Annotated in this window: 21 protein-coding genes; 11 read left to right on the plus strand and 10 right to left on the minus strand. The window is 75.5% G+C overall.

All coding sequences use genetic code 11. From position 1 onward, the window contains the following. Positions 1-9 precede the first annotated feature (9 nt). The 6 genes from NXY84_RS11715 to NXY84_RS11740 form a co-directional block, all read right to left on the minus strand. A complete protein-coding gene (locus tag NXY84_RS11715; protein WP_258723275.1) occupies positions 10-807 on the minus strand; it encodes a (Fe-S)-binding protein in 798 nt (265 codons plus the stop codon). Positions 808-851: 44 nt separating this feature from the next. Further along, a complete protein-coding gene (locus NXY84_RS11720; protein ID WP_258723276.1) occupies positions 852-1,004 on the minus strand; it encodes a hypothetical protein in 153 nt (50 codons plus the stop codon). Between the two features lie 33 nt (positions 1,005-1,037). Continuing rightward, positions 1,038-2,525: a rhamnulokinase gene (locus NXY84_RS11725; RefSeq protein WP_258723277.1), complete on the minus strand. Its 1,488-nt coding sequence runs from the start codon at positions 2,523-2,525 to the stop codon at positions 1,038-1,040. A gap of 3 nt (positions 2,526-2,528) precedes the next feature. Beyond that, positions 2,529-4,583, minus strand: a complete 2,055-nt coding sequence (locus NXY84_RS11730) for a bifunctional aldolase/short-chain dehydrogenase (RefSeq protein ID WP_258723278.1) — start codon at positions 4,581-4,583, stop codon at positions 2,529-2,531. Positions 4,584-4,666: 83 nt separating this feature from the next. Further along, positions 4,667-5,878: an L-rhamnose isomerase gene (gene rhaI, locus NXY84_RS11735; RefSeq protein WP_258723279.1), complete on the minus strand. Its 1,212-nt coding sequence runs from the start codon at positions 5,876-5,878 to the stop codon at positions 4,667-4,669. Between the two features lie 84 nt (positions 5,879-5,962). Beyond that, positions 5,963-6,994, minus strand: coding sequence for a LacI family DNA-binding transcriptional regulator (locus tag NXY84_RS11740; RefSeq protein WP_258723280.1), 1,032 nt, complete (start codon positions 6,992-6,994; stop codon positions 5,963-5,965). A gap of 217 nt (positions 6,995-7,211) precedes the next feature. Here NXY84_RS11740 and NXY84_RS11745 point away from each other — a divergent pair, with 217 nt between their 5' ends. Beyond that, entirely contained in the window at positions 7,212-7,622 is a 411-nt protein-coding gene (locus NXY84_RS11745) for a TIGR03618 family F420-dependent PPOX class oxidoreductase (RefSeq protein WP_258723281.1), read from the plus strand. 139 nt (positions 7,623-7,761) lie between these two features. Continuing rightward, on the plus strand, positions 7,762-8,235 hold the full coding sequence (locus NXY84_RS11750; protein ID WP_258723282.1) for a pyridoxamine 5'-phosphate oxidase family protein: 474 nt from the start codon (positions 7,762-7,764) through the stop codon (positions 8,233-8,235). An 85-nt stretch (positions 8,236-8,320) separates the two neighbouring features. Here NXY84_RS11750 and NXY84_RS11755 read toward each other — a convergent pair whose 3' ends face one another. The 3 genes from NXY84_RS11755 to NXY84_RS11765 are packed head-to-tail and all read right to left on the minus strand — an operon-like array spanning position 8,321 to position 10,955. Next, the gene (locus tag NXY84_RS11755) at positions 8,321-9,505 is read right to left on the minus strand and encodes an acetyl-CoA C-acetyltransferase (RefSeq protein WP_258723283.1); all 1,185 of its coding nucleotides are present in this window, start codon (positions 9,503-9,505) and stop codon (positions 8,321-8,323) included. Further along, the gene (locus tag NXY84_RS11760; protein ID WP_258723284.1) at positions 9,502-10,170 is read right to left on the minus strand and encodes a 3-oxoacid CoA-transferase subunit B; all 669 of its coding nucleotides are present in this window, start codon (positions 10,168-10,170) and stop codon (positions 9,502-9,504) included. Before NXY84_RS11760 ends, NXY84_RS11755 begins: the two co-directional genes overlap by 4 nt. Beyond that, positions 10,167-10,955: a CoA transferase subunit A gene (locus tag NXY84_RS11765; protein ID WP_258723285.1), complete on the minus strand. Its 789-nt coding sequence runs from the start codon at positions 10,953-10,955 to the stop codon at positions 10,167-10,169. The genes NXY84_RS11760 and NXY84_RS11765 overlap by 4 nt, the downstream gene beginning before the upstream one ends. Before the next feature lie 162 nt (positions 10,956-11,117). On the opposite strand from NXY84_RS11765, the gene pdhA reads away from it, so the two are divergent. From pdhA to NXY84_RS11785, 4 genes are all read left to right on the plus strand, one after another. Beyond that, on the plus strand, positions 11,118-12,383 hold the full coding sequence (gene pdhA / locus NXY84_RS11770; protein WP_258723286.1) for a pyruvate dehydrogenase (acetyl-transferring) E1 component subunit alpha: 1,266 nt from the start codon (positions 11,118-11,120) through the stop codon (positions 12,381-12,383). Then, positions 12,380-13,387: an alpha-ketoacid dehydrogenase subunit beta gene (locus NXY84_RS11775; RefSeq protein ID WP_258723287.1), complete on the plus strand. Its 1,008-nt coding sequence runs from the start codon at positions 12,380-12,382 to the stop codon at positions 13,385-13,387. The genes pdhA and NXY84_RS11775 overlap by 4 nt, the downstream gene beginning before the upstream one ends. A gap of 22 nt (positions 13,388-13,409) precedes the next feature. Continuing rightward, entirely contained in the window at positions 13,410-14,903 is a 1,494-nt protein-coding gene (locus NXY84_RS11780; protein WP_258727196.1) for a dihydrolipoamide acetyltransferase family protein, read from the plus strand. Positions 14,904-14,984: 81 nt separating this feature from the next. Beyond that, a complete protein-coding gene (locus NXY84_RS11785; protein ID WP_258723288.1) occupies positions 14,985-15,686 on the plus strand; it encodes a hypothetical protein in 702 nt (233 codons plus the stop codon). Between the two features lie 78 nt (positions 15,687-15,764). Here NXY84_RS11785 and NXY84_RS11790 read toward each other — a convergent pair whose 3' ends face one another. Beyond that, entirely contained in the window at positions 15,765-16,394 is a 630-nt protein-coding gene (locus tag NXY84_RS11790; RefSeq protein ID WP_258723289.1) for a TetR/AcrR family transcriptional regulator, read from the minus strand. Between the two features lie 237 nt (positions 16,395-16,631). Here NXY84_RS11790 and NXY84_RS11795 point away from each other — a divergent pair, with 237 nt between their 5' ends. The 5 genes from NXY84_RS11795 to NXY84_RS11815 are packed head-to-tail and all read left to right on the plus strand — an operon-like array spanning position 16,632 to position 22,807. Further along, entirely contained in the window at positions 16,632-18,239 is a 1,608-nt protein-coding gene (locus tag NXY84_RS11795; protein WP_258723290.1) for a carboxyl transferase domain-containing protein, read from the plus strand. Between the two features lie 5 nt (positions 18,240-18,244). Continuing rightward, the gene (locus NXY84_RS11800) at positions 18,245-20,332 is read left to right on the plus strand and encodes a biotin carboxylase N-terminal domain-containing protein (protein ID WP_258723291.1); all 2,088 of its coding nucleotides are present in this window, start codon (positions 18,245-18,247) and stop codon (positions 20,330-20,332) included. Next, entirely contained in the window at positions 20,329-21,501 is a 1,173-nt protein-coding gene (locus NXY84_RS11805; RefSeq protein WP_258723292.1) for an acyl-CoA dehydrogenase family protein, read from the plus strand. The genes NXY84_RS11800 and NXY84_RS11805 overlap by 4 nt, the downstream gene beginning before the upstream one ends. Further along, positions 21,501-21,974, plus strand: coding sequence for a MaoC family dehydratase (locus NXY84_RS11810; protein WP_258723293.1), 474 nt, complete (start codon positions 21,501-21,503; stop codon positions 21,972-21,974). Before NXY84_RS11805 ends, NXY84_RS11810 begins: the two co-directional genes overlap by 1 nt. Further along, entirely contained in the window at positions 21,950-22,807 is an 858-nt protein-coding gene (locus NXY84_RS11815; protein ID WP_309484989.1) for an HpcH/HpaI aldolase/citrate lyase family protein, read from the plus strand. Before NXY84_RS11810 ends, NXY84_RS11815 begins: the two co-directional genes overlap by 25 nt. Positions 22,808-22,927 lie beyond the last annotated feature (120 nt).

Consider the following 22,927-nt stretch of genomic DNA (forward strand, 5'->3'; position numbering starts at 1 on the left):
GGTAGGTGCTCACGAGGCGCTCCGGGCGGTCGCACGCCGCGTGCCCGGCGGGCGCCACGGGTCGTCGCGCGTCGCGGCCAGGATCTCGGCGAGGTGCACCGCCCGTGTCCCCGCACCACGCCGCGAGAGCGCGCCGTCGATGTTCATGAGGCACGACCAGTCCCCCGCGGTCACGACGTCGGCGCCGGAGGCGAGCACGGCGTCGGCCTTGTCGGCGACCATCGCCGCCGACGTGTCCGAGTTCTTGAGCGCGAACGTGCCGCCGAACCCGCAGCACTGGTCGGCGTCGGGCAGGTCGACGAGCCGGAGACCGCCGACCTGCTCGAGGAGCCGCGTGGGCCGCTCGCCGACCCGGAGCAGGCGCAGCGAGTGGCACGTCGGGTGGTAGGTCACGGTGTGCGGGAACCAGGCGCCGACGTCGGTCACGCCGAGCACGTCGACGAGCAGCTCGGACAGCTCGTACGTGCGTGCGGCGACCCGCTCGGCTGCGACGGCGAGCCGCTCGTCGCCCGCCTGCCGGGCGACGCGGGCCTGCTGGTGCCGGGTCGACCCGACGCACGAGCCCGAGGGCGCCACGACCGCGTCCCACTCCCCCTCCACGACGGGCCAGAACGCGCGCACGTGGTTGCGGACGACCGGCTCCGCCTGGCCGGGGTAGCCGGAGTTCACGTGCATCTGCCCGCAGCACGCCTGGCCGGGCGGGACGACGACCTCGTGGCCGAGGCGCTCGAGCAGGCGGACGGTCGCGGCGGCGGCGTGCGGGAACAGGCCGTCGACGAGGCACGTCGTGAACAGGGCGATGCGCATGCGGTCCCCTCCTGGGCGGTCCTCGATCGGGCGCGGTGCGCGGCTCAGCGGGCGCACAGCACGACGCGGGCCGCGCTGCGGGCTGCGGCGACCACGCGGTGCCCGAGCCCCTCGGTGTCCACCTCCATCATCGCCTCGGAGCCGGGCACGGGGAACGGCAGCGCGTGCGGACCGGGGAACGGTCGTCCGTGGGGCATGTCGGGTCCTTCGTCGGTCGGCCGGGACTGCGTTCAGCCCCGGAGGTTCTTCTCGGCACGCTCCCAGGCGGCGCGGTCGCCGGACGGCTCGTAGCGACGGACGGGCGTCGAGGCACGCACGACGGCCCGCATCGCCGCGAGGTCGTCACCGACGTCACCGGCGGCCGCGGCCTGGACGAGCAGGTTGCCGGTCGCGGTCCCCTCGGCGGGCCCCGCCTCGACGGGGAGGCCGGTCGCGTCCGCGGTGAGCCGGCACAGGAGCGTGTTGCGCGAGCCGCCGCCCACGAGGTGCACGACGGCGACGTCGCGGCCCGCGAGCTCGGCGGCCTGCCGGACCGCACGGGCGTGGGCCAGCGCGAGCGAGTCGAGGAGCACCCGCACCACCTCGGCGGGCTCCAGCGGCACGGGCTTCCCGGTGGACCGGGCGAGGTCCGCGACCCGGGCGGGCACGTCCCCCGGGGCGGCGAGCACGGGGTCGTCGACGTCGACGACGCAGCGCAGCCCGGGCACGGCCGCGGCCTGCCCGAGCAGCGCCTCGAGGTCCTGCGGGCGGCCCTGCCCGGCCCACGTCGCGAGCGCCTGCTCGAGCAGCCAGAGCCCCGGGACGTTGCGCAGGAAGCGCACGGTCCCGTGCACGCCGAGCTCGTTGGTGAAGTTCGCGGCGCGGCTCGCCTCCGTGAGCACGGGCGCATCGAGCTCGAGGCCGACGAGCGACCACGTCCCCGAGGAGATCCACGCGGCGTCCCGGCCCGCGACGGGGACGGCGGCGACCGCCGAGGCGGTGTCGTGCGAGCCCACGGCGACGACGTTCGCGCCGGCGAGGCCGAGCGCGTCGGCCGCCTCGGGGCGCAGCGCACCGATGACGGATCCCGGCGGCACGAGCCGCGGGAGCAGCGCGCGGACGTCGACGCCCGTGATCGCCGAGGCCGCGTCGGTCACCTCCGCGCTCCACGCCCGGGTCGTCACGTCGAGCAGCCCCGTCGTCGAGGCGTTGGTGAGCTCCGCGACCTGCTCACCCGTGAGCCAGGACGCGAGCAGGTCGGGGACCAGCAGCGCGCGCCGCGCGGCGGCGAGCTGCGCGGTGCCGGCCGCGGCGACGAGCTGGAACACGGTGTTGAACGGCTGGACCTGGACGCCGGTGAGCGCGTGGTGGCGCTCCGGGCTGAGGCGCTCGAACAGCCGCCCGGGGGCGCCCTCGGTGCGCGCGTCGCGGTAGTGCACCGGGTTGCCGAGCAGCGCGCCGTCGGCGTCGAGCAGCCCGTGGTCGACCGCCCAGCCGTCGATCCCGACCGACGTCACCGGGCCGAACCGCCGGGCCGCCGCCGCCAGGCCGTCCTGCACCCCCGCCCAGAGCCGAAGCACGTCCCAGTGCAGCGTCGCCCGCCCGCCCGGCCCCGGCGCGCTCACCGGCACGTTCGGGAACCGCCCGGTCTCCTCGGTCACGAGCCGGCCGGACTCGACGCGGCCCGCGATGACCCGCCCGCTCGTGGCGCCGAGGTCGACGGCGACGTAGGTGCGCACGCGTCAGCGCAGGAACGCGGCGGCGACGCCGGAGTCGACGGGCACGTGCAGCCCGGTGGTCTGCACGAGGTCCGGCCCGGTCAGCGCGAACACCGCCGCGGCGACGTGCTCGGGCAGCACCTCCTTCTTGAGGATCGTGCGCTGCGCGTAGTACTGACCCAGCTCCTCCTCCGGCACCCCGTACGTCGCGGCCCGCTGCGCGCCCCAGCCGCCGGCGAAGATCCCGGACCCCCGCACGACGCCGTCCGGGTTCACGCCGTTGACCCGGATCCCGTGCGCGCCGAGCTCGGCGGCGAGCAGCCGCACCTGGTGCGCCTGGTCGGCCTTGGTCGCCGAGTACGCGATGTTGTTCGGGCCCGCGAACAGGGAGTTCTTCGACGCGATGTAGACGACGTCGCCGCCCATCCCCTGCGCGACCATCGCCCGCGCGGCCTCCCGCGAGACGAGGAACGACCCCTTGGCCATGACGTCGTGCTGCAGGTCCCAGTCGCGGACCGTGGTCTCGAGCAGCGGCTTCGAGATCGACAGCCCGGCGTTGTTCACGACGAGGTCGACCCCGCCGAACGCGAGCGCCGCCGCGTCGACCAGCGCGCGCACGTCGTCCTCCGACGTGACGTCCGCGCGGACGGCGACGGCGACGTCGGGTCCGCCGAGCGACGCGGCGACCTCCTGGGCACCGTCGAGGTTCAGGTCGGCGACGACGACGCACGCGCCCTCGGCGGCGAGCCGCTCCGCGATCGCGCGGCCGATGCCCGAGCCGGCGCCGGTCACGAGCGCGACGCGGGCCGCGAGCGGCCGGGGCCTCGGCATGCGCTGGAGCTTGGCCTCTTCGAGCGCCCAGTACTCGATCCGGAACTTCTCCGCCTCGTCGATGGGCGCGTAGGTGCTGATCGCCTCGGCGCCGCGCATGACGTTGATCGCGTTGACGTAGAACTCCCCCGCGACGCGCGCGGTCTGCTTGTCCTTGCCGAACGAGAACATCCCGACGCCGGGCACGAGCACGATCGCCGGGTCCGCCCCGCGCATGGGCGGGCTGTCCGGCGTCGCGTGGCGCGCGTAGTACGCGGCGTAGTCCGCGCGGTAGGCCGCGTGCAGCTCCTGGAGCCGGGCGACGACGTCCTCGAGGGGCGCGTCCGCCGGCAGGTCGACGACGAGCGGCGTGACCTTGGTCCGCAGGAAGTGGTCGGGGCACGACGTCCCGAGGGCCGCGAGCGCCGCGAGCCTGTCGCGGGACAGGAAGTCGAGGACGACGTCCGAGTCCGTGAGGTGGCCGACCTGCGGGCGGTCGGTGCTCGCGAGACCGCGGACGACCGGGGCCAGGGCCGCCGCGCGGGCGCGCCGCTCGGCCTCGGGGAGCGCCTCCCGCCCGGGGACGACCGCGCCGAACGCGTGCCGGTCCTCGGCGGCCAGGCGGCGCTCGCGCTCCGCCACGAAGCCCTCGGCCGCGGCGATGATCTCGAGCGAGCGGGCCTCCGCCTCGTCGGACGTCCCGCCCCACGCGGTGATGCCGTGGCCGCCGAGGATGCAGCCGATCGCCTCGGGGTTCGCCGCCGCGATCGCCGCGATGTCGAGACCGAGCTGGAACCCGGGCCGACGCCACGGGACCCAGGCGACCCGGTCGCCGAAGATCTCGCGGGTCAGCGCCTCGCCGTCCGCCGCGGTCGCGAGCGCGATCCCGGCGTCCGGGTGCAGGTGGTCGACGTGCGCGGCGTCGAGCAGCCCGTGCATCGCGGTGTCGATCGACGGCGCCGCACCGCCCTTGCCGTGCAGGCAGTAGTCGAACGCCGCGACCATCTCGTCCTCGCGCTCGACGCCCGGGTAGACGTCCGCGAGCGCGCGCAGCCGGTCCAGGCGCAGCACGGCCAGGTTCTGCTCGGTCAGCGTGCCGAGGTCGCCGCCCGAGCCCTTGACCCACAGCAGCTCGACGTCCTCGCCGGTGACGGGGTCCGTCGCGGTGCCCTTGGCGGACGTGTTGCCGCCCGCGTAGTTGGTCGTGCGCGGGTCGGCGCCGAGGCGGTTCGACCGGGCGATGAGGTCGGCCGCAGGGGTGTGCGTCATCCGACGTGTCCTCTCGTCAGCGTGCGCGGGCGTGGTCGCCCGGCGGTTCGTGTGTGCGTGCCGTGCCATGTCGTGCGTGCGTGTCAGGCGCCCCAGCCGGCCTGCGTGCCGCCGACACGCTCGTCGGCGATCCGCGCGAGGTAGCCGCTCGCGAGGAACGCCGCCATGGGGTCGGCGGGCAGGCCGCGCTCCTCGCGCCACGCGGCGAGCGCGGGCCGGACGTCGGTGTAGAAGGCGTCCATGAACACCTGGTGGGCACCCAGCACGTCGTTCGCCTGCTGCGCCGCCGCGAGCGCCTCGCGGTCGAGCAGCAGCGCCCGGGCGGTCATCTCCTGGACGTTGAGCACCGAGCGGATCTGGCCCGGGACCTTGTCCTCGACGTTGTGGCACTGGTCGAGCATGAGCGCGACGTCGGAGCCGGGGCCGAGCCCGCCGCCGCGGACGACCTCGACGAGGATGCGGAAGAGCTGGAACGGGTCGGCGGCGCCGACGATGAGGTCGTCGTCGGCGTAGAAGCGCGAGTTGAAGTCGAACGACCCGAGCCGCCCGAGCCGCAGGAGCTGGGCGACGATGAACTCGATGTTGGTGCCGGGCGCGTGGTGGCCGGTGTCGAGGCACACGACCGCACGCTCCCCGAGCGCCGTCACCTGGGCGTACGCGGTGCCCCAGTCCGGGACGTCGGTGTGGTAGAACGCCGGCTCGAAGAACTTGTACTCGAGCACGAGCCGCTGGTCGTCGCCGACCTGCGCGTAGATCGCGGCGAGCGACTCCGCGAGGGCGTCCTGCCGCGCGCGGATGTCGTCCTGACCGGGGTAGTTCGTGCCGTCGGCGAGCCAGATCTTGAGGTCCCGGGACCCCGTCTGCGCCATGACCTCGAGGCAGTCGAGGTGGTGCTCGACCGCAGCGCGGCGGACCTCGGCGTCCCGCGACGCGAGCGAGCCGAACTTGAACCGCTCGTCCTGGAAGGTGTTCGAGTTGATCGTGCCGAGCCGGACCCCCAGGTCGTCGGCGTGCCGGCGCAGCGCCGCGTAGTCGTCGACGGCGTCCCACGGGATGTGCAGCGCCACGGTGGGGGCAAGCCCGGTGAACCGGTGGACCTGCGCGGCGTCGGCGAGCTTCTCCTGCACCGTGCGCGGGGTGCCCGGCGACGGCCAGACGCGAAAGCGCGTGCCGGAGTTGCCGAACGCCCACGAGGGCAGCTCGATCGCGAGGTCGTCGAGCGCGGCCGGGAGCGCGCCGGGCCGCGCGCCCGAGCCGGTGCCGGGGCTGCGGTCGGAGGACGGAGCAGTGGTCACAATGATCCTTCCGTTCGTCTTTGAAACGATTCATAGACTAACGCGACGCCGCCGCCACGGGCAAGGCCCGCGCCGGACGACGCGTCAGCCGGCGTGCGTGCTCGAGTCGCGCACGACGAGCTCGGGCTGGAACACGACGTCCCGCTCGGTCGCACCGTCACCCTCGAGCAGGATCGCCGCCGCGCGGTACCCCATCTCGAGCGCGGGCTGGCGCACCGACGTGAGCGGCGAGGCCAGCTCGCTCGAGATGTCGAGGTCGTCGTACCCGACGAGGGCCGTCGAGCGCAGCAGCGCCGTCCCGCCCAGCGCGCGCAGCGCCCGCTGCGCACCGATCGCCACGAGGTCGTTGACGCACAGCACCGCCTCGGGCGCCACGCCGTCACGCTCGGCGACCAGGCGGCGCATCGCCTCGTCGCCGCCGCGCGCGTCCATGCCGGAGACCGTGACCTCGCGGACCACCTCGTCCGGGTCGAGCCCCGCCCGCTCGACCGCGTCCCGCACGCCGCGCTGACGGTCGACGCACTGCCGGATCGAGTGCGGGCCGTTGAGCAGCACCAGCCGGCCGTGCCCGCGCCCGAGCAGGTGCCCGGCCGCCAGCGCGCCGCCCGCCCGGTCGTCGACAGCGACCGACGGGACGCCGGGCACCGACGACGGGTGGTCCAGGAGCACCACGCGGACCCCGCGGGCGTGCAGCTCCTCGACGGCGCGCGTGCCGGCCGACCCCGGGACCACGAGCATCCCGAGCACGCCGTGCTCCTCGAACAGCCGCAGGTAGCGCCGCTCGCGCTCGGGGTCGTCGTCCGAGCTCGCGAGCATGAGCATGTGGTCGTCGAGGCTGAGCCGGTCCTCGATCCCGCGCGCGACCTCGGTGAAGTACGGGTTGCGGATGTCGAGCACGAGCGCGCCCACGGTCGTCACGGTGCGCGAGCGGAGCTGGCGCGCGACGCCGTTCGGGACGAAGCTCAGCGCGGCGATGGCCTCCTCGACGCGCGTGCGCGTCTCCGGCTTGACCACGTCCGGGCGGTTCAGCACGTTCGAGACGGTGCCGACGGAGACGCCGGCCTCGCGCGCCACGTCCATCACGGACGCACGCCGTCGCGACGTCGGGGCAGCCATGTCCGTCCTCTCCTCCGCGTGCACGTCCGGGCCCCCGGTGCCGTGTGGCGAGGGCGTGCGCCCAGCCTAGGTGCGGGGGCCGGGCGACCCGCGGAACCCCGCGTCCCACGACACGAGACGGCACGGTACGGGGTGGGAGGGAGACCGGCGTCGGCGCATGATGAGCGGTGCCGCGTCCGACCGGCCGGCACCCCTCGACCCGACCCGGAGGTCCCCCGTGCCCCTGCCCCCGCTGCCCGACGACGTCGCCGCACTGCTCGCCCGCCCGAACCCCGCGGTCATGGCGACGGTCGCGTCCGACGGCCGACCCGTCACCGTCGCGACGTGGTACCTCGTCGAGCCGGACGGCACCGTGCTGCTCAACCTCGACGCGTCCCGCGCACGCCTCCAGCACCTGCGCACGGACCCGCGCGTCTCCCTGACCGCGCTCGACGAGTCCGGCTGGTACACGCACGTGAGCGTCCAGGGCACGGTCGTGTCGATCGAGGAGGATGCCGACCTCGTGGACATCGACCGCCTGTCGACCCACTACACCGGCAACCCGTACCCCACGCGTGACCGCGCCCGGGTCAGCGTGCGGGTCCGCGTCGACCGGTGGCACGGGTGGGGCGCCGCCAAGCAGGACTGAGGCCGCCGCACGGCGGAGCCGGCGGTCGTCGCCGGGAGTCCGACGCACCCGGCCCCGACGCTCCCCGTCCTGACCGATGAGTTCCGGCCGGACGGCGCGTCTGCCCCACGACGACGACCCCGACCCGGGAGGCAGGACCATGGCGGTCGACGACGGTGCGGACGCCGCGACGGTGGCGGACGAGGCGCGGCGGGTGCTGGCCGCGAGCGCGTACCTGACGCTCGCGACCGCCGACGCCGACGGGCGGCCGTGGGCGACGCCGGTCTGGTTCGCGTCCCGGGAGTGGGCCGAGCTCGTCTGGGTGTCGCGGCCGGGCGCCCGCCACTCCGTGAACCTCGCCGGCCGGCCCGCGGTCGGCATCGCCGTGTTCGACCCGACGGCCGCGGTCGGCACCGCGTCCGCCGTCTACGTCGAGGCGGAGGCCGCGGAGGTCGGCCCCGACGGCCGGGCCGCAGCGCTCGACGTCTACGACCGGCGCACGAGCGCGCAGGGCCTGCGGCGGTGGACCGAGCAGGACGTCACGGGCCCGGCGCAGTTCCGGCTCTACCGGGCCGTGGCGACGCACGTGTACGTCCTCGACGAGCACGACGGCCGGGTGCAGGTCGGCGCCTGACGCGGTGCCCGGTCCTCCCGGAGCCGGGCACCGAGCGCGGAAGCGGTGACCCCCGAGCGCCCGGTGCGTCCGACCCCGCTCCGGTTCACCGCCGCAGCAGGAGCGCCTCGCCCTGTCCCCCGCCGCCGCAGAGCGCGACGCCCGCACGCCCGGACCCCCGCCGCGCGAGCTCGAGCGCCGCGTGCCCGGCGAGCCGCGCACCGGACGAGCCGATGGGGTGGCCGAGGGCGATCGCCCCGCCGTGCACGTTGGTCCGCTCGTGCGGGTAGCCGAGGTCGGCGAGCGACCGGACGAGGACCGACGCGAACGCCTCGTTGATCTCCAGGAGGTCGAGGTCGCCGACGTCCCACCCGGCGCGGTCGAGGGCGGCGGCGAGCGCGGCGGACGGCTGCGAGTGCAGCGAGGTGTCGGGACCCGCGACCTGCCCGGACGCGCCGATCTCCGCGAGCCACGGCAGCCCGCGGGCCTCGGCGCGCTCCCGGCTCATGACGACCACGGCCGACGCGCCGTCCGTGAGCGGCGAGGCGTTCCCGGCGGTGATCGTGCCGTCGGACGCGAACGCCGGGGCCAGCCGGGAGAGCGTCGCCGCGGTCGTGTCGGGACGGATGCCCTCGTCGGCGGCCACCCGGACCGGGTCGCCGCGGCGCTGCGGGACGTCGACGGGCACGATCTCCTCGGCGAGGACGCCGTCCTTCGCGGCGAGCGCCGCCCGGCGGTGGCTCTCCGCCGCGACCTCGTCCTGCTCCTCGCGCGTGATCCCGAGCCGGGCGTTGCCCCGCTCGGTCGAGGCGCCCATCGACTCCTGGTCGAACGCGTCGGTGAGCCCGTCGTGCGCGAGCGAGTCGACCGCACGCACGTCGCCGAACGTCCAGCCGCGCCGCGAGCCGGGCAGCAGGTGCGGCGCCTGGCTCATCGACTCCTGCCCGCCCGCGACGACGACGTCGGCCTCGCCGAGCCGGATCGTGCGCGCGGCGTCGACGATCGCGCTGAGCCCGCTCAGGCACACCTTGTTGACGGTCGCCGCCGGGACCGACCACGGGATGCCGGCGCCGCGGGCCGCCTGACGTGCGGGGTTCTGGCCGGCACCGGCCTGCACGACCTGGCCCAGGAGGACCTGGTCGACGTCCTGGGGCGCGATCCCGGCCCGGTCGAGCGCGCCGCGGACCGCCACGGCACCGAGCTCGGCCGCGGTGAGCGTCGAGAGCCCGCCGCCCAGCCGTCCCATCGGCGTGCGGGCGAACGCCACGAGCACGACGTCCCGGCCGGTCATCGCAGCACCATCTCGGGGACGTCGCCGTCGACCGCGAGCGGCACGTCGGTCGTCGCGTCGAGGACCTCCTGGACGCTCACGCCGGGCGCGCGCTCGCGCAGCAGGAGCCCCGCCGGGGTCACGTCGATCACGGCGAGGTCGGTGATGACGCGGTCGACCACCGCGCGGCCGGTGAGCGGGAGCGTGCACGCCGGGACGAGCTTCGCCGAGCCGTCCCGCGCGGTGTGCTCCATGAGCACGACGATGCGCCGGGCTCCGTGCACGAGGTCCATGGCCCCTCCCATCCCCTTGACCATCTTCCCGGGGATCATCCAGTTGGCGATGTCCCCGCCGACCGAGACCTGCATGGCGCCGAGGATCGCGACGTCGACCTTGCCGCCGCGGATCATCGCGAAGCTCGTCGCGGAGTCGAAGAAGCTCGCGCCCGGCTCGACGGTGATGGTCTCCTTGCCGGCGTTGATGAGGTCGGGGTCGACGCCGTCCTCCGCCGGGTACGCGCCGACGCCGAGGACGCCGTTCTCGGACTGCAGCACGAGCTCGACGCCGTCGGGCACGTGGTTCGGGACGAGCGTCGGCAGCCCGATGCCGAGGTTCGCGTACGTGCCGTCGACGAGCTCCTGCGCGGCGCGCTCGGCGAGCTGGTCGCGCGTGAGCCGCCCGGTCACGACGGCCCCCCGGCGGCGACGGAGCGGACGGTGCGGCGCTCGATGCGCTTGTCGGCGGCCTGCTCGGGCGTGAGCTCGACGACGCGGTCGACGAAGATGCCGGGCAGGTGCACCGCGTCGGGGTCGATCGCCCCGACGGGGACGAGGTGCTCGACCTCGGCGAGCGCGACCCGTCCCGCCGCCGCGGCGAGCGGGTTGAAGTTGCGGGCCGAGGCGCGGAACACGAGGTTTCCCGCACGGTCGCCCTTCCAGGCCCGCACCAGCGAGAAGTCCGCGGTGATCGCCCGCTCCAGGACGTACTCGCGCTCGACGCCGCGGACCGTGAACCGGTCGACCTGCTTGGGCGGCGACGCGACGGCCACGCCGCCGTCGGGGTCGTAGCGCCACGGCAGCCCGCCCTCCGCGACCTGCGTCCCGACGCCGGTCGCGGTGTAGAACGCGGGGATGCCGCTGCCGCCCGCGCGCAGGCGCTCCGCGAGCGTGCCCTGCGGTGTCAGCTCGACCTCGAGCTCCCCCGCGAGGAACTGCCGCGCGAACTCCTTGTTCTCCCCGACGTAGGACGCGACGACGCGGCGCACGCGGTGCTGCTGGAGCAGCAGCCCCAGCCCCCAGTCGTCGACCCCGCAGTTGTTGCTCACGACCTCGAGGTCGTGCGTGCCGGCGTCCAGCAGCGCGCCGATGAGCACGCTCGGGATGCCGCAGAGCCCGAACCCCCCGACCGCGAGAGTCGCGCCGTCGGGGATGTCGGCGACCGCCTCCTGGGCGGACCGGACGACCTTGTCCATGGGCGTGCCTCCTCGCACCAGCACGTGCACGGCAGCCTCGTGAGCGACGCGCGCACCTCTTCGGAGCACCGTAACCCCGGTCGTCGTACGCTGGCAGCACATCGGGCGATGGAGCCCAGACCTCACGAGGGCGCGGGCTCCGCCGAACAAACGGAGCACACCATGTTGCGTTCAGAGCTGCGTCCAGACGTCACCCCGCACACGAGCCCCGCGAGCGCCGAGCACGTCGCGGCCCCCGGCGACGCCGTCCCCCGGCCCACGAGCCCCGCGCCCGGGCCCGCGCCCGGCCCCGGAGCGGGCCCCGCGCCGGTCCAGCTGCTCGCGCCGGACGGGACCCGCCGGACCGACCCCGAGCACGACCCGTGGGTCGCCGACCTCGACGACGACCGGCTCGTCGCGCTCTACGAGGACATGGTCGTCGTGCGCCGGCTCGACTTCGAGGCCACGGCGCTCCAGCGTCAGGGCCAGCTCGGGCTGTGGCCGCCGCTCCTGGGCCAGGAGGCCGCGCAGGTCGGCTCGGCGCGCGCGCTGAGGCCCGACGACTTCGTGTTCTCGAGCTACCGGGAGAACGCCGTCGCGTGGTGCCGCGGCGTCTCGACGACCGACCTGGTGCGTGTCTGGAAGGGCACCGCGGCGACCGGGTGGGACCCGCGCGCGGTGGGCATGGCGACCCCGACGATCATCATCGGCGCGCAGACGCTGCACGCGACGGGGTACGCGATCGGCTGCGCCAAGGACGGCGTCGACTCGGTCGCGGTCGCGTACTTCGGGGACGGCGCCACGAGCGAGGGCGACGTGCACGAGGCGATGGTCTTCGCCGCGTCGTACCGCGCGCCGGTCGTGTTCTTCTGCCAGAACAACCAGTGGGCGATCTCGGAGCCCGTCGGGCTGCAGGCGCGGCGCCCGGTCGCGGACCGCGCCCCCGGCTACGGGATCCCGAGCGTGCGCGTCGACGGCAACGACGTGCTGGCCGTGACCGCGGTGACCCGCGTCGCGCTCGACCGGGCGCGCACGGGCGGCGGACCGACGTTCGTCGAGGCCGTGACCTACCGGCGGGGACCCCACACGACGTCCGACGACCCGACGCGCTACGTCGACCCGGCGGTGCACGAGCAGTGGGTCGCGCTCGACCCGATCGCGCGCGTCGAGCGGTACCTCGCGAGCCGCGGCCGCCTGACCGACGAGCTGACCGGCGCGGTCACGGCCCGCGCCGACGCGGCGGCCGCCGAGATGCGCGCGGGCTGCCACGGGCTCGAGCCGCCGCCGCCGCTGAGCGTGTTCGACCACGTCTACACGACTCCGACGTCGTGGCTCGAGCGCCAGCGCAGCCAGTACGCCGCGTACCTCGCGATGTTCGACGAGGACAGCGCGGACGGTGCGGCCCCGGGCGGCGCGCGCGGCACGGACGCGCGCGGAGGTGACCGGTGACCGCGCTCACGCTCAGGGGCGCGCTGAACGCGGCGCTGCGACGCGCGCTCGAGGACGACCCGAAGGTCGTGCTCCTGGGCGAGGACATCGGCACCCTCGGCGGGGTCTTCCGGGTCACCGACGGCCTGCAGCGCGACTTCGGCGCCGACCGGGTCATGGACACCCCGCTCGCCGAGGCCGGCATCGTCGGGACCGCCGTCGGGCTCGCGTACCGCGGGTACCGGCCCGTGGTGGAGATCCAGTTCGACGGCTTCGTCTTCCCGGCGTTCGACCAGCTCGTCACGCAGGTCGCGCGGCTGCACCACCGCACGGGTGGCGCGATCCGGATGCCGATCACGGTCCGGATCCCCTACGGCGGCGGGATCGGCGCGGTCGAGCACCACTCGGAGTCACCCGAGGCGTACTTCGCGCACACCCCCGGCCTGCGGGTCGTGACGTGCGCGGACCCGCAGGACGCGCACACGCTGCTGCGCCAGGCGATCGCGTGCGACGATCCCGTGATCTTCTTCGAGCCCAAGCGGCGCTACTGGGTCAAGGGCGAGGTCGACGACGTGATCGACGCCTCGACCGCCCCGATGGACGCCGCGCGCGTCGTCGTGCCGGGGACCGACGTCACGCTCGTCGCGTACGGGCCGCTCGTCATGACCGCACGCGACGTCGCGCTCGCCGCCGCCGACGACGGCATCTCGGTCGAGGTGGTCGACCTGCGCTCGCTGTCCCCGATCGACCTCGCCACCGTCGAGGCGTCGGTGCGGCGGACGGGCCGGCTCGTCATCACGCACGAGGCGCAGCAGCACGGCGGCCTCGGCGCGGAGATCGCCGCGAGCATCACCGAGCGGTGCTTCTACCACCTGGAGGCTCCCCCGGTCCGGGTGACGGGCTTCGACGTCCCCTACCCCGCCGCCAAGCTCGAGGAGCACTTCCTGCCCGACCTCGACCGCATCCTCGACGCGGTCGACCGCGTGCTCGGTCGCGAGCACTCCCTGTCCGGATGGAGGGGCTGACGTGGCCATCGAGGAGTTCGCGATGCCGGACCTCGGCGAGGGGCTGACCGAGGCGGAGCTCGTGTCGTGGGAGGTCGCCGAGGGCGACACCGTCGTACTCAACCAGGTGATCGCGGAGGTCGAGACGGCCAAGGCGGCCGTGCAGCTGCCGTCGCCGTACGCGGGGGTCGTCGCGCGGCTGCTCGTCGAGCCGGGGACCACCGTCCCCGTCGGGTCGCCGATCCTCGCGGTCGACACGGCGCCGGCGGGCGGCGGTGCACCGGTGAGCGCACGGGCCGAGGCGTCGCCCGTGGCGGTGAGCGCCGCGCCCGCGTCCCCACCGGCGGCTGCGACCGCGACCGCCGAGCGCTCGCCCGCGAGCGCGCACGCCGCGTCGTCGTCCGCGAGCGCCGGAGCGCCGTCGCCAGTGGCCGCGCGCACGTCGGTGCTCGTCGGCTACGGGCCCGCGGTCGGGACGACGGACCGGCCCCGGCGCCGCCCCCGCCCGTCGCGACCCGGTCCCTCGGGCCCGCCCACCGGGCGCGGACCGGCGGACCCGCCGCCGACCGCACCGTCGCCGACGGACCACGCACGTCCCTCCGGTCAGGCCGCACCGCCCGCGGGCGGGACCGTCACCGAGAGGCCGCGCACCCACCCGCCGGTGCGCAAGCTCGCGCACGAGCTCGGCGTGGACCTGACGAGTGTCGCCGGCACCGGACCGGACGGGGTCATCACGCGCGACGACGTCCTGGCCCGCGCGCACCGGGATCCCGGCGCGGTGAGCACCGGCTCCCCGACGGACGGGCGTCGCCCACCGGACGCGCCCGTCGGGTCGCCGCGCGAGGACCGCACACCGGTGACGGGCGTCCGCCGACGCACCGCCGCCGCGATGGTCGCGAGCGCGTTCACCGCACCGCAGGCGACGGTCTTCCTCACGGTCGACGTCACCCCGACGCTCGAGCTGCTCGACGACCTGCGCCGCGACCGCGCGCTGGCGGGCCGCCGCCTCACGCTGCTCACGGTCGTCGCCAAGGCGGTGACGATCGCGGTCGCCCGCACGCCCGAGGTCAACGCGCGCTGGGACGAGGCGGCCGGCGAGATCGTGCAGCCGCACTACGTGAACCTCGGCATCGCCGCGGCGACCCCCCGGGGCCTGCTCGTGCCCAACGTCAAGGACGCCGACCGGCTGCACCTCGGCGCTCTCGCCGACGCCCTCACGGACCTCACGGAGCACGCGCGCGCGGGCACGACGCCACCGGGCGCCCTCGTCGGCGGCACGATCACGATCACCAACGTGGGCGTCTTCGGGATCGACGCGGGGACACCGATCCTCAACCCGGGCGAGTCCGCGATCCTCGCGGTGGGAGCGGTGCGGCGCCGGCCGTGGGAGCACCGGGACGCGATCGCGCTGCGCAGCGTCGTGACGCTCGCGGTCACCTTCGACCACCGGGTCGTGGACGGCGAGCAGGCGGCGCGGTTCGTGTCCGACGTCGGTGCGGTCCTCGCGAATCCCGGGTCGGCGCTCGCGATGGTGTGACACCGGGACGTCTCCCCGGGGCGGTCCGACGGGGCCGCCGAACCGCCCCGGGGAGACGTCCAGGTGCAGCACACTGTCCGGATGCCCGCGCCATCGCCGCCCGCCGGATCACTGGTCCCCGAGCACCTCCGCCTGACGACCGCCAGCCAGAGGTGGCGCCTGGCCGACCGTCACCTGCGCATCTCCGGGACGTGGCTCGGGCGGAGGGTGGCGCCGTGGCGGTGGGTGTGCGCTCTGATCCTGTGCGCATCCCTTCGAGCCGCCACCACGGCGGCGCACGGCACAGCTGCGCTGCTGCCCTTCCCGCAGAGCGTCGTCGAAGGTATGTGGAGGGGCATCGCCCGTGATCTGGCGCTCCTCGGCGCCGTCCTCGTGTTCTGCGTCGCGATCGTCGGGATGCCGGTCGGCCTGCTGGTCGCCGTGATCAGCCCTGTCCTTGTCGCGACCGGTGTCTGGGTGATCGAGAACCGACGAGTGCTCCGGCTGGCCTGGCAGTGCCGGAAGGATCAGCGCCGCGCGGTCGAGCAGCTCGTCGCGTCCGGCCACGCCGGCCCGATCGTGTGGTGCGACGTCCTGTCCGTGCAGGACCCTGACGACGCCGTGGTGCTCGGCCGGCTGTGGCTCGCGCACGCCGACTCCGCCGGGATCGCGCTCGTCACGACGGGAGTCGGCGCGCAGGTGCTCGATCCCGCCGGCGCAGCTGACTTCCGACCGGTGCGGGCGGGTGCCGACGTCCCGCTCGTGCTCCGCGTCCCGCGGTCCACCCTCGTGCCCGTGGTCTGACGGTCTCCGTCGACGCCGGTGCCGGCGTGCCCGACCCGCCGACGTGACGCGTCCCGCACCCTGCGCGCGTCGGACGTCCTACGCCGGGTGCCCGAGCGCCGCGAGCGCCATCTCGGCGAGCAGGGCCTCGACCCGTCCGCGGGGCAGCGCCCGGGCGCTGTGCGGCGTCGAGTTGAGCAGCCCGAACGTGGCGTGCGCGCGCAGCCGCAGCTCGGGGCGGTCGGCCGCCGGGTCCAGGCGTGCGAGCACGTCGACCCAGAGCTCGACGTAGCGGCGCTGCAGCGTCCGCACCGATCGGCGGTCGTGCTCCGCGAGCTGCTCGAGGTCGCGGTCCTGCACGCGGATGACGTCGGGGTCGGCGAGCGCGAACTCAACGTGGAACGCGACGAGGCCCCGGAGCGCCGCCTCGTCGTCCGCAGCCCGCTCCACGACGGCCCGGCCCCCGTCGAGCAGCTCCGCGCTGACCCCGCCGAGGAGCGACGCGAGCACGGCGTGCTTGCCCGGGAAGTGCCGGTAGACCGCGGGGCCGCTCACGCCGGCGGCGGCGCCGAGGTCCTCCATCGACACGCCCTCGAAGCCGCGGAGCGCGAACAGGCGGGCCGCCGCGGCGAGCAGAGCGGCGCGACGCTCCGCCTTGGCGCGCCCCCGGGCCGTGCCTGCCGTGCCCGTCGCGCCGGCCGTGCCCGCCACGCCGGCCGTGCCCACCACGCCCCGGCTGTCTCGCCCTGCGGCCCCGTCGCCCGGTGGGCCCGCGCCGGCGGCGCTGCCCGGACGGCTCGGCGCACCCGGGACCAGCGTGCCCGCCTCACCGCTCATTCCGCGCTCCCGCCCCGTCTCGTCCTCGCGCCCCACGCCGCGCACATCCCGGTGAACCAACACTAGCCGAACTCGGTGAATGGGTGTTCACTCGAACCCGAGACCCGCGGTCCCCGGACAGGAGCGTCGATGACGACGACCACGAGCACGGCCGACCCCGCCGCGCCGCCCACCGCCGCCCGCGAGGCCGCCCAGCGCGCGCTCGTCGACGAGCTCCGCGAGCGTTTGCGCACGGCGGCCCGCGGCGGCCCGGCGGCCTCCCGCGAGCGCCACGTCGCGCGCGGCAAGCTCCTCGCCCGGGACCGCGTCGACGCCCTCCTCGACGACGGCAGCCCGTTCCTCGAGCTCGCGCCGCTCGCCGCGCACGGGATGTACGACGACGAGGCACCCGGCGCGGGCGTCGTCGCGGGCATCGGCCTCGTGGCGGGCCGGCACGTGGTGGTGGTCGCGAACGACGCGACGGTCAAGGGCGGCACCTACTACCCGATGACGGTCAAGAAGCACCTGCGCGCTCAGGAGGTCGCGCTCGAGAACCGGCTGCCCTGCGTCTACCTCGTGGACTCGGGCGGGGCGTACCTGCCGATGCAGGACGAGGTGTTCCCGGACCGCGACCACTTCGGGCGGATCTTCTACCACCAGGCCCGGCTCTCCGCCGCGGGCGTCCCGCAGGTCGCGTGCGTCATGGGCTCGTGCACCGCGGGCGGGGCGTACGTGCCCGCGATGAGCGACGAGACGGTCATCGTCCGCGGCCAGGGCACGATCTTCCTGGGCGGCCCCCCGCTCGTGAAGGCCGCGACCGGCGAGGTCGTGACGGCCGAGGACCTCGGCGGCGGCGAGCTGCACACCCGCGTCTCCGGGGTCGCGGACCACCTCGCGGAGGACGACGCCGACGCGCTGCGGATCGTCCGGCGCATCGTCGCGACGCTCCCCGCCCCGCGCGAGCACGCCTGGGACGTGTCCGAGGTCCGCGAGCCGCTGGCCGACCCGGCCGGGCTGTACGGCGTCGTGCCGGTCGACCTCCAGGAGCCGTACGACGTGCGTGAGGTCATCGCGCGCCTCGTCGACGCGAGCGAGCTGCACGAGTTCAAGCGCGAGTACGGCACGACGCTCGTGACGGGGTTCGCCCGCCTGCACGGGCACCCGGTCGGGATCGTCGCCAACAACGGCGTGCTGTTCGGGGAGTCGGCGCTCAAGGGCGCGCACTTCGTCGAGCTGTGCGACCAGCGCGGGATCCCGCTGGTGTTCCTGCAGAACGTCGTCGGCTTCATGGTCGGCCGCGACTACGAGGCGGGCGGCATCGCCAAGCACGGCGCCAAGATGGTCGCGGCCGTCGCGACGGCGCGCGTCCCGAAGCTCACGGTGGTGATCGGCGGGTCGTTCGGCGCCGGCAACTACTCGATGTGCGGGCGCGCGTACTCCCCGCGGTTCCTCTGGATGTGGCCGGGCGCCCGGATCTCCGTGATGGGCGGGGCGCAGGCCTCGGCGGTGCTCGCGACGGTGCGGCGCGACCAGCTCGAGGCCCGCGGCGAGACGTGGTCGACCGAGGACGAGGAGCGGTTCGCCGCCCCGATCCGTGCGCAGTACGAGCGGCAGGGCTCCCCGTACTGGTCGACGGCGCGGCTGTGGGACGACGGCATCCTCGACCCCGCGGACACCCGGCGCGTGCTCGGCCTCGCGCTCGACGTGTGCCGCGGCGTCCCCCTGGAGCCGCGCGCCGCGGCCGTGTACCGGATGTGAGTGCCGTGCCCACCGCTCCCGGGACGGCGCCCGCTCCGCCGTTCCGCACCGTCCTCGTCGCGAACCGGGGCGAGATCGCGTGCCGCGTGGTCCGGACCCTGCACCGGCTCGGGATCCGCTCGGTCGCGGTGTTCAGCGACGCGGACTCCGGCGAGCCGCACGTGCGGCTCGCGGACCTCGCCGTCCGGCTCGGGCCGGCCGAGCCGCAGGCCAGCTACCTCGACGTGGACGCGGTGCTGCGCGCCGCGAAGGCGACCGGCGCGGACGCGGTGCACCCGGGGTACGGGTTCCTGTCCGAGAGCCCGGCGCTCGCGCGCGCGTGCGCCGACGCGGGGATCACCTTCGTCGGCCCGCCGGTGCACGCGCTCGAGGTCATGGGCGACAAGATCGGCGCGAAGGCGCACGTCGCCGGGCTCGGTGTCCCGGTCGTCCCGGGGACGCACGAGCCCGGGCTGTCCGACGACGAGCTCGTCGCACGCGCCGCCGACGTCGGGTACCCGCTGCTGGTCAAGCCCGCGGCGGGCGGCGGCGGCAAGGGGATGACGACCGTGCGGTCCCTCGCCGAGCTGCCGGCCGCGCTCGCCGCCGCGCGCCGGGTCGCCGCGTCGGCGTTCGGGGACGACGCGCTCCTGCTCGAGCGCCTGCTCACCGCGCCGCGCCACATCGAGGTCCAGGTGCTCGCCGACGCCCACGGCGCGGTCGTGCACCTCGGGGAGCGCGAGTGCTCGCTCCAGCGACGCCACCAGAAGGTCGTCGAGGAGTGCCCCTCACCGCTCGTGGACGCCCCGACCCGAACTCGGCTGGGCGAGGCCGCGTGCGCGGTCGCCCGCTCCGTCGGGTACGTCGGGGCCGGGACCGTCGAGCTGCTCGTCGAGGGTGACGCGGCCGAGGGCTTTTTCTTCATCGAGATGAACACGCGCCTGCAGGTCGAGCACCCGGTCACTGAGCTCGTCACCGGGGTCGACCTCGTCGAGCAGCAGCTGCGCGTCGCCGCGGGCGAGCCGCTCGGGCTGCCCCAGGACGACGTGCGGCTCACCGGCCACGCGGTCGAGGCCCGCGTCTACGCGGAGGACCCCGCGCGGGGGTTCCTGCCGACGGCCGGGCGCGTCCTCGTGCTCGACGAGCCCGCCGGCGCGGGGGTGCGGGTGGACAGCGCGCTCGCCGTCGGCGGCGAGGTGGGGTCCACCTACGACCCGATGCTGTCCAAGGTCGTCGCGTGGGGACCCGACCGCGCCACGGCGCTCGCCCGGCTCGACGCGGCCCTCGCCTCGACGACCGTGCTCGGGGTCACGACGAACATCCCGTTCCTGCGCCGGCTCGTCGCGCACCCCGAGGTCCGCGCGGGGCGCCTCGACACCGGCGTGATCGAGCGCCACCTCGACGAGCTGGGCGCACCGGTGCGCGTGCCGGACGCGGTCCTGGTCGCGGCGCTCCGGGCCACCGCCGACCGCACCGGCGCCGCCGCGACCGCGGGCTCGGCGTGGGCCCGCGACGGGTGGCGGCTGGGCGAGCCCGCCCCGACGGTGCACGTCGTCACCTCGGGGGACGGCGAGCGGACCGAGGTCGCCGTGCTCGGCCCCGCCGAGGACGCCCGCGTCCGCCTCGACGGCCGGCCGCCCGTGCACGCGCGCCTCAGCCCGGTCGACGCCACGACGGCGCAGCTCACGGTCGACGGTGTCGTCCGCACCGTGCGCGTCGCGTCCGACGGCGCGACGACGTGGGTCGGGTACGACGGTTCCGCCGTCGCGCTCCGGGTCACGGGCCGGCTCGACGCCCTCGTCGAGGCACGGGTCCACGTCGACCGTCCCGCCGGGGCCGCCGACCCGGTGGTCCGGTCCCCGATGCCCGGGACCGTCGTCGCGGTCGACGTCGCGACGGGCGACCACGTGACCGCCGGGCAGCCGCTGCTCACCGTCGAGGCGATGAAGATGGAGCACCGGCTCACGGCGACGACCGACGGCGTCGTCACCCTCCAGGCCCGACCGGCCGACCGGGTGGCGCTCGACCAGGTGCTCGCGACGATCACGCCGCACGGCACCGACCGCACCGGGCAGGACACCACCGCGCCCGCCGAGGAAGGGACCCGACCATGAGCCACGAGCTCACCGACGCCCAGCAGCGCCTCGTCGACGAGGTGCGCGACTTCGCCGACACCGTCGTCGCGCCCGCCGCGTACGAGTACGACACCAAGCGCGAGCTGCCCTACGAGATCCTCGCGCAGATGGGCGAGATGGGGCTGTTCGGGCTGCCGTTCCCGCGCGAGTACGGCGGTCAGGGGCGGGACTACCTCGACCTGTGCCTCGCCGTCGAGCAGCTCGCGCGCGTCGACCAGTCGATCGCCGTGACGCTCGAGGCGGGGGTCGGGCTCGGGGCCATGCCCGTGTGGCGCAGCGGGACGGACGCGCAGAAGAAGGAGTGGATCCCGATGCTCGCGCGCGGCGAGGCGCTCGCGGCGTTCGGCCTCACCGAGGCCGAGGCCGGCTCCGACGCCGCCGGGACCCGCACGACCGCGGTCCTGGACGACGGCGACTGGGTGATCGACGGCTCGAAGCAGTTCATCACCAACTCCGGCAGCCGGATCACGCGGCTCGTCACGGTCACCGCGGTCACGGGCGAGACGACCCGGCCCGACGGCTCGGTCCGCAAGGAGCTGAGCGCGTTCCTCGTGCCGTCCGGCACCCCGGGGCTGCACGTCGGGCCGGCCTACGACAAGGTCGGCTGGCACACGTCCGACACCCACCCGCTCGTGCTCGACCACGTGCGCGTCCCCGAGGAGAACCTGCTCGGCGAGCGCGGCCGCGGGTTCGCGAGCTTCATCCAGACCCTCGACGAGGGCCGCGTCGCCTTCGCCGCGCTGTGCACCGGCGCCGCCCAGGGCTGCCTCGAGGAGTCGATCCGCTACGCGGGGACCCGGCGGGTGTTCGGCCGGACCATCGGGGAAAACCAGCACACCCAGTTCACGATCGCCCGCATGCAGGCCCGCACGCACGCCGCCCGCCTCGCCTACCTCGACGCCGCGCACCGGATCGTCGCCGGGCGCCCGTTCAAGCTCGAGGCGAGCCTCGCCAAGCTGATCGGGAGCGAGGCGGCGATGGCCAACGCCCGGGACGCCTCGCAGATCTTCGGCGGCTACGGCTTCCTCAACGAGAACCCCGTCGCCCGGCACTACCGCGACTCCAAGGTGCTCGAGGTCGGCGAGGGCACGACGGAGGTGCAGCTCATGGTGATCGCCCGCGAGCTCGGGCTGGCGGGACGGTTCTGATGCGCGACGCCGTGCAGCGCGGCCTCTGGTACGAGGAGCTCGAGACCGACGTGCGGTACCTGCACCGCCCGGGTCGCACGATCACCGAGGCCGACAACGTCGCGTTCACGACGATGACGATGAACACCCAGCCGCTGCACCTCGACGCGGCGTGGTCGGCCGGCCAGCCGTTCGGGCGCCCGCTCGTCAACTCGATGCTCACGCTCGCGACGCTCGTGGGCAGCTCGGTCGCGCAGCTCACCCAGGGCACGCTGGTGGCGAACCTCGGGCTGACCGACGTCGACTTCCCGCACCCGCTGTTCCCGGGCGACACGCTGTACTCCGAGACGGTCGTGACCGGCAAGCGCCTGTCCGCCTCGCGCGAGGGCCAGGGCGTGGTGACCTTCGCGCACACCGGCCGCAACCAGGACGGCACCGTGGTCGCGACGGCGACGCGGACCGTGCTGCTGTGGCGCGCGAGGGCACAGCCGTGACGGCGCCCGCGCTCGGACCGGCGCTGCTGTTCTGCCCCGCGGACCGCCCGGACCGCTACGGCAAGGCCGCCGACCGCGCCGACGCCGTCGTGCTCGACCTCGAGGACGCCGTCGCGCCGTCGGCCAAGGCGGACGCGCGCGCGGCGCTGGTCGCGACGCCGCTCGACCCGGGGCGCACGGTCGTCCGGGTCAACGCCGCGGGGACCGCGGACCTCGCCGCCGACCTCGCGGCGCTGACCCGCACCGCGTACCGGACCGTCATGCTGCCCAAGACGGCGAGCGCCGCGGACCTCGACGCGCTCGCGGGGTTCGCGACGGTCGCGCTGGTCGAGACGGCCGCCGGCGTCCTGCGCGTCGCCGAGATCGCGGCCGTCCCGCACGTCGTCGCGCTGCACTGGGGCGCGGACGACCTCGTCGCCTCGCTCGGCGGGACCGCGAGCCGGCACGCGGACGGGCGCTGGCGCGACGTCGCGCGGCACGCGCGCGCGACCGTGCTGATCGCCGCGGGCGCGCACGGCAAGCCCGCCTACGACGCGGTGCACCTGGACATCGCCGACCTCGACGGCCTGGCCCGCGAGGCCGAGGACGCCGCAGCGTCGGGGTTCGCGGGCACGGCCTGCATCCACCCGAGCCAGGTCGACGTCGTCCGGGCGGCGTTCCGGCCCGACGACGCGGCCGTCGAGCGGGCCCGGCGGCTCCTCGAGGCTGCCGCGGGCGAGCACGGCGTGTTCCGGTTCGAGGGGCGGATGGTCGACGGGCCCGTCCTCGCGCACGCGCGGGAGGTGCTGCGCCGGGCGGAGGCAGGCTCTCCGCCGCGAGGCGGGCCTGCATGAGGACCGCCAAGAGGGCGCACACCGCCCGCTCAACCCGCATCTGCGTGGGTTTGGGCCCATTTGTGACGCGCGTGCGGCGGCGCGACGCTGGCTGACGGGGCACGACGTCGCCACGCCCAG

The sequence above is a fragment of the Cellulomonas sp. NS3 genome (assembly GCF_024757985.1).
Lineage (GTDB): Bacteria > Actinomycetota > Actinomycetes > Actinomycetales > Cellulomonadaceae > Cellulomonas_A.

Bases quoted from the DNA above. Each gene is read 5' to 3' on its own strand.
- NXY84_RS11805 (WP_258723292.1), top strand. From the start codon at position 20,329: ATGAGCCACGAGCTCACCGACGCCCAGCAGCGCCTCGTCGACGAGGTG.
- pdhA (WP_258723286.1), top strand. From the start codon at position 11,118: ATGTTGCGTTCAGAGCTGCGTCCAGACGTCACCCCGCACACGAGCCCC.
- NXY84_RS11720 (WP_258723276.1), bottom strand. From the start codon at position 1,004: ATGCCCCACGGACGACCGTTCCCCGGTCCGCACGCGCTGCCGTTCCCC.
- NXY84_RS11730 (WP_258723278.1), bottom strand. From the start codon at position 4,583: ATGACGCACACCCCTGCGGCCGACCTCATCGCCCGGTCGAACCGCCTC.
- NXY84_RS11755 (WP_258723283.1), bottom strand. From the start codon at position 9,505: ATGACCGGCCGGGACGTCGTGCTCGTGGCGTTCGCCCGCACGCCGATG.
- NXY84_RS11740 (WP_258723280.1), bottom strand. From the start codon at position 6,994: ATGGCTGCCCCGACGTCGCGACGGCGTGCGTCCGTGATGGACGTGGCG.
- NXY84_RS11785 (WP_258723288.1), top strand. From the start codon at position 14,985: ATGCCCGCGCCATCGCCGCCCGCCGGATCACTGGTCCCCGAGCACCTC.
- NXY84_RS11780 (WP_258727196.1), top strand. From the start codon at position 13,410: ATGCCGGACCTCGGCGAGGGGCTGACCGAGGCGGAGCTCGTGTCGTGG.
- NXY84_RS11795 (WP_258723290.1), top strand. From the start codon at position 16,632: ATGACGACGACCACGAGCACGGCCGACCCCGCCGCGCCGCCCACCGCC.
- NXY84_RS11810 (WP_258723293.1), top strand. From the start codon at position 21,501: ATGCGCGACGCCGTGCAGCGCGGCCTCTGGTACGAGGAGCTCGAGACC.
- NXY84_RS11715 (WP_258723275.1), bottom strand. From the start codon at position 807: ATGCGCATCGCCCTGTTCACGACGTGCCTCGTCGACGGCCTGTTCCCG.
- NXY84_RS11750 (WP_258723282.1), top strand. From the start codon at position 7,762: ATGGCGGTCGACGACGGTGCGGACGCCGCGACGGTGGCGGACGAGGCG.
- NXY84_RS11765 (WP_258723285.1), bottom strand. From the start codon at position 10,955: ATGGACAAGGTCGTCCGGTCCGCCCAGGAGGCGGTCGCCGACATCCCC.